General features: G+C 39.3%; 13 protein-coding genes and 5 tRNA genes. 5 read left to right on the top strand and 13 right to left on the bottom strand.

The annotated features are described in order from the left end of the window. Window positions 1–34 precede the first annotated feature (34 nt). The 11 genes from CXF64_RS17135 to CXF64_RS17085 form a co-directional block, all read right to left on the bottom strand. Window positions 35–1,936 carry a SurA N-terminal domain-containing protein gene (locus CXF64_RS17135; protein WP_101217606.1) on the bottom strand — a complete coding sequence of 634 codons (1,902 nt, stop codon included), beginning with the start codon at window positions 1,934–1,936 and terminating at the stop codon, window positions 35–37. Window positions 1,937–2,107: 171 nt separating this feature from the next. Next, a complete protein-coding gene (locus CXF64_RS17130) occupies window positions 2,108–2,398 on the bottom strand; it encodes an HU family DNA-binding protein (protein ID WP_157823336.1) in 291 nt (96 codons plus the stop codon). Window positions 2,399–2,581: 183 nt separating this feature from the next. Continuing rightward, window positions 2,582–4,951, bottom strand: a complete 2,370-nt coding sequence (gene lon, locus CXF64_RS17125) for an endopeptidase La (protein ID WP_024592760.1) — start codon at window positions 4,949–4,951, stop codon at window positions 2,582–2,584. 151 nt (window positions 4,952–5,102) lie between these two features. Next, window positions 5,103–6,386: an ATP-dependent protease ATP-binding subunit ClpX gene (clpX, locus tag CXF64_RS17120; protein ID WP_002958344.1), complete on the bottom strand. Its 1,284-nt coding sequence runs from the start codon at window positions 6,384–6,386 to the stop codon at window positions 5,103–5,105. Between the two features lie 135 nt (window positions 6,387–6,521). Beyond that, window positions 6,522–7,139 (bottom strand): ATP-dependent Clp endopeptidase proteolytic subunit ClpP, encoded by a 618-nt coding sequence (gene clpP / locus CXF64_RS17115; protein WP_024590978.1) that lies wholly within the window; start codon window positions 7,137–7,139, stop codon window positions 6,522–6,524. A gap of 164 nt (window positions 7,140–7,303) precedes the next feature. Further along, window positions 7,304–8,608 carry a trigger factor gene (tig, locus tag CXF64_RS17110; RefSeq protein WP_007580935.1) on the bottom strand — a complete coding sequence of 435 codons (1,305 nt, stop codon included), beginning with the start codon at window positions 8,606–8,608 and terminating at the stop codon, window positions 7,304–7,306. Window positions 8,609–8,982: 374 nt separating this feature from the next. Beyond that, window positions 8,983–9,059: transfer RNA gene (locus CXF64_RS17105), tRNA-Pro, on the bottom strand. A gap of 70 nt (window positions 9,060–9,129) precedes the next feature. Continuing rightward, a tRNA-Pro gene (locus tag CXF64_RS17100) sits at window positions 9,130–9,206 on the bottom strand. Window positions 9,207–9,220: 14 nt separating this feature from the next. After that, a tRNA-His gene (locus CXF64_RS17095) sits at window positions 9,221–9,296 on the bottom strand. Window positions 9,297–9,319: 23 nt separating this feature from the next. Continuing rightward, a tRNA-Arg gene (locus CXF64_RS17090) sits at window positions 9,320–9,396 on the bottom strand. Window positions 9,397–9,451: 55 nt separating this feature from the next. After that, a tRNA-Pro gene (locus CXF64_RS17085) sits at window positions 9,452–9,528 on the bottom strand. 352 nt (window positions 9,529–9,880) lie between these two features. Between CXF64_RS17085 and folD the strand changes: the two genes are divergently transcribed. After that, complete coding sequence (gene folD, locus CXF64_RS17080; RefSeq protein ID WP_002958348.1) at window positions 9,881–10,735, top strand: bifunctional methylenetetrahydrofolate dehydrogenase/methenyltetrahydrofolate cyclohydrolase FolD; 855 nt, start codon at window positions 9,881–9,883, stop codon at window positions 10,733–10,735. 72 nt (window positions 10,736–10,807) lie between these two features. Here the strand turns inward: folD and cysS are convergent, their stop codons facing one another. Next, on the bottom strand, window positions 10,808–12,187 hold the full coding sequence (cysS, locus tag CXF64_RS17075) for a cysteine--tRNA ligase (protein ID WP_007580933.1): 1,380 nt from the start codon (window positions 12,185–12,187) through the stop codon (window positions 10,808–10,810). Between the two features lie 155 nt (window positions 12,188–12,342). On the opposite strand from cysS, the gene CXF64_RS17070 reads away from it, so the two are divergent. The 3 genes from CXF64_RS17070 to CXF64_RS17060 all read left to right on the top strand — a co-directional run bounded on the left by CXF64_RS17070 (window position 12,343) and on the right by CXF64_RS17060 (window position 14,508). Further along, complete coding sequence (locus CXF64_RS17070; RefSeq protein WP_007580931.1) at window positions 12,343–12,834, top strand: peptidylprolyl isomerase; 492 nt, start codon at window positions 12,343–12,345, stop codon at window positions 12,832–12,834. An 87-nt stretch (window positions 12,835–12,921) separates the two neighbouring features. After that, the gene (locus CXF64_RS17065) at window positions 12,922–13,659 is read left to right on the top strand and encodes a UDP-2,3-diacylglucosamine diphosphatase (protein WP_101217605.1); all 738 of its coding nucleotides are present in this window, start codon (window positions 12,922–12,924) and stop codon (window positions 13,657–13,659) included. A 54-nt stretch (window positions 13,660–13,713) separates the two neighbouring features. Beyond that, entirely contained in the window at window positions 13,714–14,508 is a 795-nt protein-coding gene (locus CXF64_RS17060) for a substrate-binding periplasmic protein (protein WP_101217604.1), read from the top strand. Here CXF64_RS17060 and miaE read toward each other — a convergent pair. Then, window positions 14,505–15,266, bottom strand: coding sequence for a tRNA isopentenyl-2-thiomethyl-A-37 hydroxylase MiaE (miaE, locus tag CXF64_RS17055; RefSeq protein WP_101217603.1), 762 nt, complete (start codon window positions 15,264–15,266; stop codon window positions 14,505–14,507). The two genes, CXF64_RS17060 and miaE, sit on opposite strands and share 4 nt — an antisense overlap. Before the next feature lie 206 nt (window positions 15,267–15,472). Here miaE and CXF64_RS17050 point away from each other — a divergent pair, with 206 nt between their 5' ends. Further along, a complete protein-coding gene (locus CXF64_RS17050) occupies window positions 15,473–16,072 on the top strand; it encodes a Yip1 family protein (protein WP_007580923.1) in 600 nt (199 codons plus the stop codon). Window positions 16,073–16,151 lie beyond the last annotated feature (79 nt).

The raw sequence follows: 16,151 nt of genomic DNA, 5'->3' as shown, positions 1-16,151 counted from the left end.
TTTAAAAGCGCCTTTCTTTATGAGCTAAAATTAATTATTCAACAGTTTGTGTAGCCGTTGGTAAGTTAAGCTCAGCATTGGCTTTAAGCGCTTCAATAAATACCATGTAGTTTTTATTAGCTTGCGCCATAGTAATGCTTTGTTTTGTTTGAGGGTCAATATTAGCTGCAACTTGTGCATCTGTTACCGACTTAAGCGCAACAATTGCTGCATCACCATTATTTAAATTAACAAGCTCAACTACCGCAGAACCTGCTGGGTGAGCCATTTTAAATGCTTGAGTCACAATAGCAGGTGAAACCGTGTAGCTTTGACGTGTTAATTGCGCTTCTTGACGAACCGTCAAGCTTTGCTCGTTTGCTACATCGTTTAAGCTCTTACCTGCTTGTACTTCTGCAAATAAGCTACGCGCTTTTTCTTTAGCAAGCTCAGATGATTTTTCATTAACTAAACGCGCTTTAATTTGCTCGCTTACTTCATCCAGCGCTTTAGTAGCAGCAGGTTTATGCTCGTTAATACGAACAATAATTGCATGCTCCTCACCAAGCTCAATAACTTCAGAGTTTACTTTATCTTCAAGTAAATCAACTGATGTTAGTGCTGTTACAACTGCAGGGCTGTTTAAAGGCTCTGGTAGAGCATTAAGTGCTAAAAGAGGTGTAGATTTAACTTCCACTTCAGCAACTTCTGCAGCGTCGTCTAAGCGGTCTGAAATTTCAAATGCAAGTGCGCCCATTTCTGTTTGCTTTTCGTAAAACGCATCTACTTTTTCAGCTTGTTCTAATTCAGCACGTAAGTCAGCTTTAACATCGTCATACGCTTTAACTTGTTGTGGTTGAATGTCTGTAAGTTTAATTATGTGATAACCAAACTCAGAAGCAACAACCTCAGAAATGTCACCTTTGTTTTGCAGTGCGAAAGTCGCATCTTCAAATGCAGGGTCCATTACGTCACGTTCAATCCATTCAAGGTCGCCGCCCATTTCGCCACTAACGATATCGTCAGATGATGATTCTGCTAACTCAGCAAAGTCTGCACCTTGCTCTAGTTGTGCATGAAGTGCATTGGCTTTTTCTTTTGCTGCATCATCGTCTTCACTGTTATCAATTAAGATATGTGATACACGACGTTTTTCAGGTTCTATGTACTGCGCTTTGTTTTGCTCGTAATACGCTTTAACGTCATCCTCGGTTACCGATTCAACATTAATATCTGCTGCTTTAAGCTCAATATAACTTACTGAAATAAGCTCTGGAGATAAAAATTGTGATGCGTTTAGCTCGTAGTAATCAGACACTTCTTGCTCTGATACTTCTACGTCCGCGGCAAGCGCTTCTTTATTAATGACTAAGTAGTCAATACTACGAGTTTGCTGCTGCAGAGCAATTGCGCTTTTAAGCTCGCTCTCTAGGGCAAAGTCTGTACCTGCAACAGCAGATACTACCTGACTACGTGTCATATCTTTACGTAAGTATTCACGAAAAGCATCTGGTTGAAAGTTCATTTGACGAATTACTTGTAAGTAACGATCGTTATTAAACTTTTCACCAATTTGAAAGTACGGTAGCTCTAAAATTGTTTTACGTACACTTTCGTCGCTTACGCGAAGGCCTAAATCAGCCGCTAGCTGTGATTGCAATTCTTGTTGTACTAAGCGGTCAACTACACCTTGGCGAATTTGCGCCATGTAATTTGGATCAGCGGCAATTTGTGTAAAATATTCACCAAATTGTTGCTCTAAACGGCTACGTTCATTTTGGTAAGCACGGTTAAAATCGGTTTGACTAATTTTAATTCCATTTACTTCAGCAACGGGTTGTTCTGTGGTTTGACCTAAGTAACTACCGATCCCTGCTAAGGCAAAAGATAAAATCACCGCGCCTAAAATTATTTTGGCTACAGGTCCTTGCGAACCTTCTCTGATTTTCTCAAGCATTTGTTTATCTCTTTTTGATCAAGGTATTTTACCTTGTCACATGTAAAAAAAGCGTATCTTACCAGATACGCTTTTTCACTTGAAGTAACTGGCGGTAAAGTTACTTAATTCATCTGTTGTGGTGAATCAGTAACTTTACACTCGCCATAACTAATGTGTTTAAAACAGTGATTAGTTTACTGCGTCTTTAAGCGCTTTACCGGCTTTAAAAGCTGGAATAGTTGCAGCAGCAATTTGGATTGTTTCACCAGTTTGCGGGTTACGGCCTGAACGTGCAGCACGGTCACGTACTGAGAAAGTACCAAAACCAACAAGTGCAACTGAGTCGCCCTCTTTTAGCGCGCCAGATACAGATTCGATGAATGAATCTAGTGCACGACCTGCAGCCGCTTTAGAAATGTCAGCATCAGCTGCGATTTGATCGATTAATTGAGATTTATTCACAATATCATCCTCTTTCATTGTTATTATCAAGAGCGATGGTTTTTTAAACTAACATCACTTTTTTGAAAATTGTAGAGCAAACATTTAATGCTCACATGATTATATTTTTCTTAAGCCTACGCCCCATAAGGGCTAGGCTTGAAAACCAGTGCTTAACTTATCATACCGTTTAGATTTGAAAAGCCCTAAAAAGCACTTTTTTTAGCTTTTTTCTTGGTTTTTAGGTGTTTCGACCGAAAAACTCTCAACAGGATGCACTAAAGCAAGCTTTAACACCTCGTCAATCCAAGTAACTGGGTGAATATCAAGACCTGCCAGCACATTCTCTGGAATCTCTTTTAAGTCACGTTCGTTAATTTTTGGAATGATTACTGTTTTAATTCCACCACGATGCGCCGCCAATAATTTCTCTTTTAAGCCACCAATAGGAAGTACTTCACCACGTAGCGTAATTTCACCGGTCATTGCAACATCTGCTCGTACAGGGTTACCCGTTAAGCTAGATACAAGACCTGTTACCATTGCTGCGCCCGCACTAGGACCATCTTTAGGTGTTGCGCCCTCAGGTACGTGAACGTGAATATCACGTTTTTCGTAAAAGTCGCTATTAATACGAAATGTATCTGCGCGATTACGTACTACCGTCATTGCCGCTTGAATCGACTCTTGCATTACATCGCCCAGCGAACCGGTATAAGTAAGTTTACCTTTACCTGGTACAGCCGCACATTCGATTGTTAGCAAATCACCGCCAACTTCTGTCCATGCTAAGCCTGTAACTTGACCAATACGGTCGCCATCTTCAGCTTTACCATAATCAAAGCGTTGCACACCTAAAAAGTCTTCTAGGTTATCTTGATTGATAGTCACTGTTTTAGTGTCTTTTTCAAGTAAGATATTTTTAACTGCTTTACGGCATAGTTTTGAAATTTCGCGCTCTAGGTTACGTACACCCGCTTCACGTGTGTAGTAACGGATAATGCCAATAATTGCACTATCTTCGATAACTATTTCAGACTCTTTTAAGCCGTTACGTTTTACTTGTTTAGTAATTAAGTGCTCTTTTGCAATGTTTAGCTTTTCATCTTCGGTGTAACCCGATAAGCGAATAACTTCCATACGGTCCAGTAATGGGCCCGGAATGTTAAAGCTGTTTGATGTTGCTACAAACATAACATCAGATAAATCGTAATCTACTTCAAGGTAATGATCGGCAAAGTGGCTGTTTTGCTCAGGATCAAGCACTTCTAATAGTGCTGATGCTGGGTCGCCACGCATGTCTGATGACATTTTATCGATTTCATCTAACAAAAATAATGGATTTTTAACGCCCACTTTTGTCATGTTTTGAATTAGCTTACCTGGCATTGAACCAATGTATGTACGACGATGACCACGGATCTCAGCTTCATCACGTACGCCGCCAAGCGCCATACGCACATACTTACGACCAGTTGAACGTGCAATAGATTGACCAAGTGATGTTTTACCAACACCTGGAGGCCCAACTAAACATAAAATTGGTCCTTTAAGCTTATTAGTACGCTGTTGTACCGCGAGGTACTCAATAATGCGTTCTTTTACTTTATCTAAGCCGTGGTGATCGCTATCAAGAATTTTTTGCGCGCCCGCTAAGTCTTTTTTCACTTTAGAGCGTTTTTTCCATGGCACATTAATTAATGTGTCAATGTATGAACGCACTACAGTCGCTTCTGCAGACATTGGCGACATCATCTTAAGCTTATTAAGCTCTGTCGTCGCTTTGTCTTGTGCCTCTGCTGGCATACCCGATTCTTCGATGCGTTTTTTAAGTGCTTCAAATTCGTCAGGTACATCGTCAAGCTCACCCAGCTCTTTTTGAATGGCTTTCATTTGCTCATTGAGGTAATACTCGCGCTGAGACTTTTCCATCTGCTTTTTAACGCGGGTACGAATTTTCTTCTCAACTTGCAGTAAGTCTATTTCGCCTTCCATTAATGCCATTAAATATTCAAGACGTTCTGTAACGCTTGAAATTTCTAGCACTTTTTGCTTTTCAGGTACTTTAAGCGGCATATGGGCTGCCATTGTATCGGCAAGGCGTGCTGGCTCATCAATACCTGAAACTGAAGTTAGTACTTCAGGTGGAATTTTTTTGTTTAGCTTTACATAGCCTTCAAACTGGCTAATTGCGCTACGAATAAAAATATCTTGTTCTTTCTCGTCTACCGAATCAGATTCAATAAATTGAGCATTAGCAACAAAAAAGTCATCGTTATCTACAAATTCTTCAATTTGTGCGCGCTGTGTACCTTCAACTAAAACTTTAACTGTACCGTCTGGTAATTTTAATAACTGAAGTACAGTGGCAATAGTACCGATACGATAAATATCATCTTGCTCTGGTTCATCTACAGTTGCATCTTTTTGTGCAACCAAGAAAATTTGTTTGTCTTTGTCCATTGCCGCTTCTAGGCATTTTATTGATTTTTCACGGCCAACAAAAAGCGGGATCACCATGTGCGGGTATACCACAACATCGCGCAGTGCAAGGACTGGGATTTCGACTCGGTCGGTTCTCTCAAGCGTCATTATAGTTTCTCTTCGCACTTCATTTATTTTAAAGATTACTCAAGTATATGGGGATAACCTAATTAAAGTTCAACAATTTTCCCATACTCGATTAAATTAATTATAAAAAAAGGAGCCTAAGGCTCCTTTTTTCATTCAAATAGCTTAAAAACTATTCTGATGCAGCTTTATCTTGTTTATTATTTTCATAAATCAAGATTGGGTCTGACTCACCTTTAATAACGGTTTCATCAATAACCACTTTGCTTACGTCATCCATTGAAGGAAGTTCGTACATAGTATCAAGTAACACACCTTCAACGATTGAACGAAGACCACGTGCACCTGTTTTACGCTCCATTGCTTTGTGGGCAATTGCAGCTAAGGCATCATCGCGAAACTCAAGTTCAACGTCTTCCATACCAAACAATACTGAGAACTGTTTAGTAATCGCGTTTTTAGGTTCACTCAATATTTGCACAAGAGCAGCTTCGTCAAGTTCTGTTAACGTAGCAACTACTGGCAAACGACCTATAAACTCAGGAATTAAGCCGTATTTAACTAAATCTTCTGGTTCTACGTCTTTAAAAGTTTCACTTAAAGAACGACTCGCCGCAGATTCTTTTACGCTAACGCCAAAACCGATACCGGTATTTTTATGGCTACGTTGCTCAATTACTTTATCTAGGCCTGAAAATGCACCACCACAAATAAACAAGATTTTAGACGTATCTACTTGTAAAAACTCTTGTTGTGGATGTTTACGACCACCTTGCGGTGGAACAGAAGCAACGGTGCCTTCAATCAGTTTAAGTAGCGCCTGTTGAACGCCCTCACCCGATACATCACGTGTAATTGACGGGTTATCTGATTTACGAGAAATTTTGTCAATTTCATCAATGTAAACAATGCCACGTTGCGCTTTTTCAACATCGTAATCGCATTTTTGTAAAAGCTTTTGAATGATGTTTTCAACATCTTCACCTACATAACCGGCTTCGGTTAATGTAGTGGCATCGGCCATAGTAAACGGCACATCAAGTAGACGCGCTAATGTTTCTGCAAGTAATGTTTTACCACTACCTGTTGGGCCGATAAGCAAAATATTACTTTTACTTAATTCAATGTCTTGCTTAGTCGATTGGTTACGTAGGCGTTTATAATGATTATAAACGGCAACAGACAATACTTTTTTAGCATGATCTTGACCAATAACATAATCGTCTAAGTGTTTACGAATTTCTTTTGGTACAGGTAGTTTGTCAGACGTATCATGCTTAGGAGCAATGTCTTTGATCTCTTCCCTGATAATATCGTTACACAACTCTACACATTCATCACAAACGTATACTGAAGGGCCTGCAATTAATTTACGCACTTCATGTTGGCTTTTGCCACAAAAAGAGCAGTATAACAATTTATTACTTTTGTCGCCGTCTGTAGGAGTGTCAGACATTCAGCTACCTCATTTTATTACGTTGGCCACCAAAACTGTTGGCGGCTATTTCAATACGCTTTAACTATACCAAAATTTATTGGTTTTCGCATAGTAACTCAAAGTGGCAAACAGGCAATCCTGCTCGCCAAGCGCTTACTTTTTGTCGCGATTTGTAAACACAGAGTCTACCAAGCCGTAATCTACAGCTTGCGTGGCACTCATAAAGTTATCACGATCTGTGTCTTTAGAGATAATATCTAATGGTTGGCCAGTATGCTCAGCCATTAAGCGGTTAAGCTTAGCTTTAATAGACAGAATTTCTTTAGCATGTATTTCAAAGTCAGATGCTTGACCTTGGAAACCACCTAATGGTTGGTGAATCATCACACGTGAGTTTGGTAGGCAAAAACGCTTACCTTTAGCGCCAGCAGTAAGTAAAAAAGCCCCCATGCTTGCAGCTTGACCTACACATATTGTACTTACATCTGGTTTGATGAAGTTCATTGTGTCGTAAATAGCCATACCCGCAGTTACTGAACCACCTGGTGAGTTGATGTATAAAAAGATATCTTTATCAGGATTTTCTGATTCTAAAAATAGCATTTGCGCTAAAATCAGATTTGCCATGTTGTCTTCAACTTGACCTGTTAAAAAGATAATACGCTCTTTTAATAATCTCGAATAAATATCATACGAGCGCTCGCCTTTCGGTGTTTGTTCAACAACCATTGGGACCAATGCATTTAGGGGATCTGTAATACCAGTATTCATACTTATTTAATTCCTTATGCGCTTATACTTATCCTTATTATAAGGAAGCATAGTTATCGTTTTTCGCAAATTTAGAGCCAAAAACTAAAATGGCCCGGGCACGCTGTATAAACAGAGTAGCACGAGCCATTTAATCGTTAGCGAGAGCTTAAGTCAATGACTTATTAAGCACCTTGCTGTGGATTCATGATGTCATCAAATGCTTTTTCAACATCAGTAACAACTGCTTTAGCTAAAATAGCTTCAACAGCTTGCTCTTCCATTGCTACATTACGCATTTGCTGCATAAGTTGATCATTACCTTTGTAGTATTCTACTACTTCAGTTGGATCTTCGTATGCAGAAGCTACCGTTGCGATTAATGCTTCAACTTTAGCGTCATCAACTTTAATCTCGTTAGCTTTAATCACTTCACCTAATAAAAGGCCAGTTTTAACACGTGTTACAGCTTGCTCGTGGAACAATTCAGCTGGAAGCTCTGGCATGTTTTGAGCGTCGCCGCCAAAACGTTGAGCTGCTTGCTGACGTAGAGCATCAACTTCTTGATCAACAAGTGCTTTAGGCACTTCGATTTCGTTGTTAGCTAAAAGACCTTTGATTGCTTGGTCTTTAACGCTTGCTTTAACCGCTTGGTCTAGCTCACGTGTCATGTTCTTTTTAACTTCTTCTTTAAGCGCGTCTACGCCGCCTTCGGTAACACCGAATTTAGTTGCAAACTCTTCGCTTAATTCTGGTAATTCTTGCGCTTCAACTTTTTTCACTGTGATAGTGAATTGAGCCGCTTTACCTTTTAAGTTTTCAGCGTGGTAATCATCAGGGAAAGTTACATCTGCAACTACTTCTTCGCCTGCTTTTTTACCTACGATGTTATCTTCAAAACCTGGGATCATACGACCTTGGCCAAGTTCTAATGGGAAGTCTTCAGCTTTACCGCCTTCAAATACTTCACCGTCGATAGTACCTACGAAATCAACTGTTACACGGTCGTTTTCGCCAGCAGCTGCATCAACATCAGCCCACGCTGCGTGTTGCTTACGAAGTGTTTCTAGCATGTTAGCTAAATCTTCGTCAGTCACTGTTACCGCTGGTTTCTCAACAGTAATTTTATCTAAACCTTGAACTTCAACTTCAGGGTAAACTTCAAACGTTGCTGAGAATTCTAAATCTTTACCTGCTTCAAGTGATTTAGGTGCGAATGTAGGCGCGCCAGCTGGATTGATTTTTTCAGAAACGATTGCTTCAATGTAATTACGTTGCATTACTTCGCCAGCAACTTCTTGACGAACTGCAGGGCCAAAACGCTTGTTAATTACAGATACTGGAACTTTACCAGCACGGAAACCATCTATACGCTGTGTTTTTGACAGTTGTTGTAGGCGTTTTTTTACTTCGGTCTCAACGTTCTCTGAAGGAACGGTGATAGTTATACGGCGCTCAAGGCCTTGGGTCGTCTCAACAGAAACTTGCATGATTTACCTCAATATTCAATTTTGGCGACTGTTCGCCTTCCTTTACAAACAAAGTGATCTGCATGAGTCTTGATAAAGTTTAAGCGGTTTTTCACACTTAAAAGCATCCGTCGCTACCATGAGATACCATTGCTGCTTTGCCCTTCGGGCACTATGTTAAACAATAGACGCGGCATTATAACCTAATATTTATGATAGTCGAGTATAGGGGGCAATTATTTGGACTAGATAAGGGACTATAGAGACTAACTGAATAAAAAACAGGCTAACTAGGCATTGAATGGATTAAAGTAGAAATTATTTAATAGAATTATAGGCTAACAGATTTAGATTTATAACTTAGAGGAATTTATTATTCTTATTAGATAAGAAAATGGTCGGCGATGCAGGATTTGAACCTGCGACCCCTTGGACCCAAACCAAGTGCGCTACCAAACTGCGCTAATCGCCGACATTGAAGAGTTAACTTCTTTTTTCATACTGAACACTTAAACTGAGAGTTTAAGACCATTTTAAGAAAATGGTCGGCGATGCAGGATTTGAACCTGCGACCCCTTGGACCCAAACCAAGTGCGCTACCAAACTGCGCTAATCGCCGATATTCGTTGTAAATGGGGTGACTGATGGGGCTCGAACCCACGACAACCGGAATCACAATCCGGGGCTCTACCAACTGAGCTACAATCACCGCTATATTTACATGTTTTCAAATGGTGCACCCAGAAGGATTCGAACCTTCGACCCACGCCTTAGAAGGGCGTTGCTCTATCCAGCTGAGCTATGGGCGCATCGAAAACTTCATAGTTTACCAATAAGCTATTCGATTATAATAAATTATAAAAATGGTCGGCGATGCAGGATTTGAACCTGCGACCCCTTGGACCCAAACCAAGTGCGCTACCAAACTGCGCTAATCGCCGAAACTTATTATTGTTAGCGAGTGACCTCGTTGACAACGGGGTGCATAATAGTGATTTGACGGGGTTAGGTCAAACGTTTTTTTAATAAAACCAATCAAGTGCTCATTTTTAGTGCACAATGGTTAAATATTACAATAGTAGGCTGAAATTTAAACTATTTAATAACTCAAATGTTATATACATTAAAAGCAACTTGGCGCTGCTATGCTTTTCTGCGAAAATAGTAGGCACATTATAAAACGAGTTAAATAAAGAGTATGTTTTCTTTATTAGCATTTTTACCCCTATTTTATTATGCATTCGTTTTTAGAGTATCGGTATCTAGTTAATTAACCCCAATTAAAGGTCACCCATGACGGCAAACATCATTGATGGTAAGGCAATCGCAAAACAAGTACGTAGCGCTGTAGCAGAACGCGTAAGTGAACGTGTAGCAAATGGTTTACGTGCACCAGGACTTGCAGTAGTACTTGTTGGACTTGATCCAGCAAGCCAAGTTTATGTTGGTTCAAAACGTAAAGCCTGTGAAGAAGTAGGTTTTATCTCCAAATCATTTGATTTACCAGCAGACACGCAAGAGCAAACTCTTTTAGATTTAATTGACGAGCTAAATAATGATGCCGAAGTTGATGGAATTTTAGTGCAGTTACCACTGCCAAAAGGTCTTGATGCTGAAAAGATTTTAGAACGCATTACCCCACATAAAGATGTTGATGGATTTCATCCATATAACATTGGTCGATTAGCACAGCGTATGCCTGCCCTTCGCCCATGTACCCCTAAAGGTATTATTACATTACTTGATTCAACGGGTGTACGTTATAAAGGGATGCATGCAGTTGTCGTTGGCGCGTCAAATATTGTTGGTCGTCCAATGTCGTTAGAGCTTTTATTAGCGGGTTGTACTACCACAGTATGCCATAAGTTTACTCAAGACTTAGAAACGCATGTTCGCCGCGCTGACTTATTAGTTGTGGCTGTAGGTAAACCTGAATTTATACCTGGAGATTGGATAAAAGAAGGCGCTATAGTCATCGATGTAGGCATTAACCGTTTAGACACGGGTAAATTAGTCGGTGATGTTCAATACAGTGTGGCTGAACAAAAAGCGCATTTCATTACACCTGTACCAGGTGGCGTTGGCCCGATGACGGTCGCGAGCTTAATTGAAAACACACTTGAAGCATGTGAGAAATATCACAGCTAAGCTGTTAAAAAATCAAAAAAGGGTTGCCATTTGGCAACCCTTTTTTAGTTGAACGTGAATTACTTTAAACGCTTACGCTTTACGCCACGTTGTTTTACCGGCTGAATCTTCAAGTATTACACCTAACGCATTAAGCGCATCACGTGCTTCATCAGCAGCAGCCCAGTTTTTACTCGCACGTGCTTCATTACGTTTTACAATTAATGCTTCAATTGTCGCAACTTCGTCGTCATCTTGCCCGCCTTGTAAAAAGGCTTCCGGTGCTTGTTGAGCAACACCTAAAACGTTACCAATACTGCGTAATATAAACGCAAGTTGCCCAGCTTGAACTGCGTCACTTTCTTTTACGCGGTTTAATTCTTTAGCAAGTTCGAACAACACAGGTAGTGCTTCTGGTGTATTAAAGTCGTCATTCATTGCTTTTCTAAATTTAGCAACAAACTCATTACCTTCTAAATCGCACTCTACCGGTTCGACATCACGAAGCGCTGTATAAATGCGCTCAAGTGATGAACGCGCTTGGTCTAAATTTTCTTGTGAGTAATTTAGTTGGCTGCGGTAATGACCTGAAATTAAAAAGTAACGAACAGATTCAGGATCGTATGCTTTTAAAACTTCACGCACTGTAAAGAAGTTATCTAACGACTTAGACATTTTTTCTTTGTTTACTTGAACCATGCCAGTATGTATCCATGTATTTACATACTTGCCGTTGTTTGCACAGCACGATTGGGCAATTTCGTTTTCATGATGTGGAAACTGTAAATCAGACCCCCCACCGTGAATATCAAAATGCTCACCTAAGTGCTTTGAGCTCATTGCCGAACATTCAATATGCCAACCCGGACGCCCTTCACCCCACGGTGATGACCATGATGGCTCACCTGCTTTAGCTTTTTTCCATAAAACAAAATCAAGTGGGTCGTCTTTATCTTGAGCCACTTCAACGCGAGAGCCCGATTGCAGCATAGTTAAATCTTGCTGAGAAAGTGCACCGTATTGCTCAAACGTTGATACATCAAATAATACATCGCCATCAGCTGCAACATAAGCATGGCCCTTTTCAATCAAGCGCTTAACCATAACGATAATTTCATCCATATGGCTTGTAACTGTTGGTTCAATATCTGGGCGTAGCATATTTAGGCTATCAAAATCTTCATGCATCGCTTTAGTCATGCGCACAGTTAAGTCGTTTATTGACTCACCATTTTCGTTCGCACGTTTAATTATTTTATCGTCGATATCTGTAATGTTACGTACATATTTTAAATCGTAACCAATATGGCGTAAGTAGCGCACAATTACGTCAAAACCTACAAAAGTACGAGCGTGTCCAATATGGCAGTAATCATAAATGGTGATACCACACACATACATGTCGATTTTTCCTTCGACCATAGGTTTAAATTGCTCTTTTTGTCGCGTGAGTGTGTTGTATATATTTACCATTTACTTTGAGTCCTTGACTATTTACTTGAACAGTTATGTTACCACTTGAAAAGCCCCTGCTCTAGCGCTTTATAACAAACCAAACATCTACTTTGTTAATCTTAGCCAACTACGATAAAATAGCGTCAATATTTAAACCGGATATAGGAAAACACATGGTTGTTCTACACACTAATTTTGGTGACATCACCATTAAAATGTTTGAGCAAGAAGCTCCAAACACAGTTAAAAACTTTTTAGAGTATGCAAATGCTGATTTTTTCAACGGCACTATCTTTCATCGTGTAATCGATGGTTTTATGGTTCAAGGCGGTGGTTTTGTTCCAGGTATGGAACAAAAAGAAGTAAACGACCCAATTCAGAATGAAGCGAATAATGGCCTGTCTAATAAAGTAGGCACTTTAGCTATGGCACGTACACCTGATCCTCATTCAGCTACAGCACAGTTTTTCATTAACGTGAACAACAACGACTTTTTAAACCACAGCAGCGAAACATCGCAAGGTTGGGGTTATTGTGTTTTTGCTGAAGTAGTAGAAGGCATGGACGTAGTAAATAAGATTAAAGCAGTTGCAACAGGTAGTACTGGTTTTCACCAAGACGTACCTCTTGAAGATGTGATCATCGAAAGCGTTACTGTTAACTAGTAACGTTTACTCATATTATGTGAGTATATAAGCGGGTGTATACTATTAGTATATGCCCGTTTTTTTTAAACTAGAATAGACTGACCTATGACACGCCAAACTTACTTTATTGCAGATTTACACCTAAGCGAAAACCGCCCCGACATTAGCGCTGCATTTTTTGACTTTTTAAATACACATATATTAAATAAAGATGTAGATGCACTTTATATTTTGGGTGATTTTTTTGAAGTATGGGTTGGAGATGACTACATTACTGCACTGAGTGCCGATGTAGCAAAACATTTAAGCGCCGTTAATGATGGTGGCACACCTGTTTATTTTATACATGGCAATCGTGATTTCATTATGCGCAAGCAATATGCCGACATGGCCGCAATGACATTACTCGATGAACAAACAGTCATTGATTTATATGGCACGCCTACCGTTATTTTACATGGCGACGAAATGTGCACTCAAGACTCTGAATATCAAAACTTTCGTAAAAAGAGCCGTGGTTGGTGGTGGCCAAAATTGATGCTTGCAATGCCGCTTTGGTATCGTAAAAAAATAGCGCGTAATGCCCGCGAAAAAAGTAAGTTAAGCCAAGCTGATAAACCTATCGAAATTTTAGACGTTGTCGATGAGGCTGTACTTGCCACCTTTGCCAAACATAACGTTACGAATATGATTCATGGTCATACTCACCGCCCTAATGTTCATACGTATAAAGTTAATGAACAAACACTTACTCGCACAGTGCTAGGTGACTGGTATACCCAAGGCTCTTATTTAGTCGTTACCCCTCAATCACAAGAATTAATTAGCACGCCTTTCGCATAATTTAAAATTCTGACTATTATTTATCTATATATATGAATAATAGTGAGAGGTTGAATGATTAAGCTGTTAATTTTCATCGTAGTAATTGCCATTCCTACACAAGTATTTAGCAAGCAAACATGGCAAATTGTTACAGAAAACTATCCTCCCTATTTTAGCGAAAACCTACCTAGTAATGGCTGGCTATATGAAATAGCCGAATCAGCTCTTAAAACGCAAGGTATTAATAGCGAACCAGAATTCACGACATGGGATCGCGCTTTAAAGCTATTAGAAAAAAACAGAAAAACCGCTATTTTAGGTGCTTTTTATTCATTAAAAAGAAATGAAGTTTTTTACTACTCTCGTCCACTTGCAGTTGCTCACTCAGGAGTTTTCAAACGAAAAGAGAGTGTTATTAATTTCGACGGTACAGTTCAATCATTAACACCTTATAGTATTGGCACAGAAGACAATGCCTTTGTAAGCCAAGAGTTTGCTAGAAATAGGGAGCTGGCAATAACGTCCACTAAAAGCCTTCCTACAAGCTTATATTTACTACAACAAGGGCGTATTGATTTAGTCGCGGGTACTAAAGAGGTTGGAAATTATTGGCTTGAACACACTAAAACCGAAGATTCAGATGATAATAATATTGAGTACTTATCGCCAGATCTTGCTTCTCATAAACTATATTTAGTTGTCTCTAAATCAAATTATAGAGCCAAAGAATACTTACAAAAATTTAATAGAGGAATTGATATAATAACTAAAAATGGACGCATTGCTAAAATTATGAAAAAACATAATTTCAGCAATCAGAAAATAGCAGAATATATTAATTTTTTAAAAGAAAATGAGGGTATTTAAACAGTGGGAACACCGCTGTGAAATTTAAAATCAGTATCGGTTGTCGAAATTAACTCTTTTTCTTTTTCACCAAAAAAGTTTACGCGATCGGTAATATCAAAATCAGCAATTTCTTGCGCTAAAGTTAAATAATCTTGGTAATGACGCGCTTCTGAACGTAACAACGAAATATAAAAATCACCTAAACGTTTGTCAACATGCGGTGCAAGCTTTGCAAAACGCTCACACGAACGCGCCTCAATATAAGCGCCTACTATTAGCTTATCGACTAATGCATCGGGCTCGAACGTTTTAACATGACGGAGCATGCCTTTTGCGTAACGACATGGTGTAATACTTCGATACTCAACACCGTACTCGTCCATAATTTCGAGCACTTGATAAAAGTGATGCAGCTCTTCTTTTATCAGCAAAACCATTTTATCGATTAGACCTTGCCCGTATGGAGAACTCGATTTAGGAATTATTGATTTAGTGAGCTTATTTTTAGCAGCCAGATCGCGCCAATTCCCTTCTCGCTTGTAAATAAGCGTTTCAAATGGCTTTAGCCACTCGAGTAATGCATCACTACCCTCTTTATCTACCGCGTATTTACGTATTAAAAACATCGCACTTTGAGCTGCTTTTAATTCACAAATTAAGTGATCTATTAAAATGACTGATAAGTTTTCTTTTTTAATTGCTTGCTCCACCCATTGCTCTGGGGTGGTACACAATAAAAAGTTATTAATCGGCTCTAAAAGTTGGCTATGTGGCACGTTGACTGCTCATTACTAAATAAATTTGATAGACCGTTATTTTAACACGAAATTTTGCTTGGGATAAATCAAAGCCCTTATCTGCGTCTAAATGTTAATAACGAGTTAACTTGACTTTGCAAAATAAGTGAACCATAACTGTACATAGACTGTATAAAAATAAACCAACCAAAACAATAATACGTTCCTTTTATGGAGTAAGTACTATGATACTAAATCACCTCTGGGGCATTTATGCTCACCCACTTGAAGAATGGCAAACAATAGATAATCGCCATGAAAGTTTAACCTATAGTTTGTCGCATATTTTACTGATTGCTTTATTTCCTTCAATAATGGGCTACTACTCATCTGTTTATTTAGGATGGAGTATAGGTGCAGGCAATCCCGTATTTTTAACGCACGATAGTGCACTGCTAATTGCAGGTGCAATGTATTTTGCTTTAATAGCGGGTGTTTTTGCATTGGCGTATTTAGCCCATTGGATGGCGGTTACATTTGGCTCTAAACCTACATTTACACAAACACTTGAACTTGCAGCATATACTGCAACACCAGTGTTTATGTCGGCACTCGCCGCTTTTTGGCCTGTACTTTGGTTTGTAGTGTGTATTGGAATTATTGCACTGGCTTACTCGGTTTATTTACTCTATACCGGCGTACCAATACTTATGCATATCCCAGAAGAGCGCGGCTTTATTTACGCCAGCTCGGTAGTAACGTGTGGATTAATATTACTGGTTATTATTTTAGCTGTAACAGCTATGCTTTGGACTAATGGGATTGTTAGCCCAATGTTTACTTAATAAATTTCACCTAAAAAAAGAGTCATGTTTGATAGAAATGTTCCCTTTCTTTCCTTCGCAAAAAAGGAGCTAATTAGCT

The sequence above is a fragment of the Pseudoalteromonas sp. GutCa3 genome, from assembly GCF_002836155.1.
GTDB classification, from domain to species: Bacteria; Pseudomonadota; Gammaproteobacteria; order Enterobacterales; family Alteromonadaceae; genus Pseudoalteromonas; species Pseudoalteromonas arctica.
The sequence above is the reverse complement of the archived record's forward strand: the minus strand, read 5'-3'. Positions and strand labels throughout refer to the sequence as shown.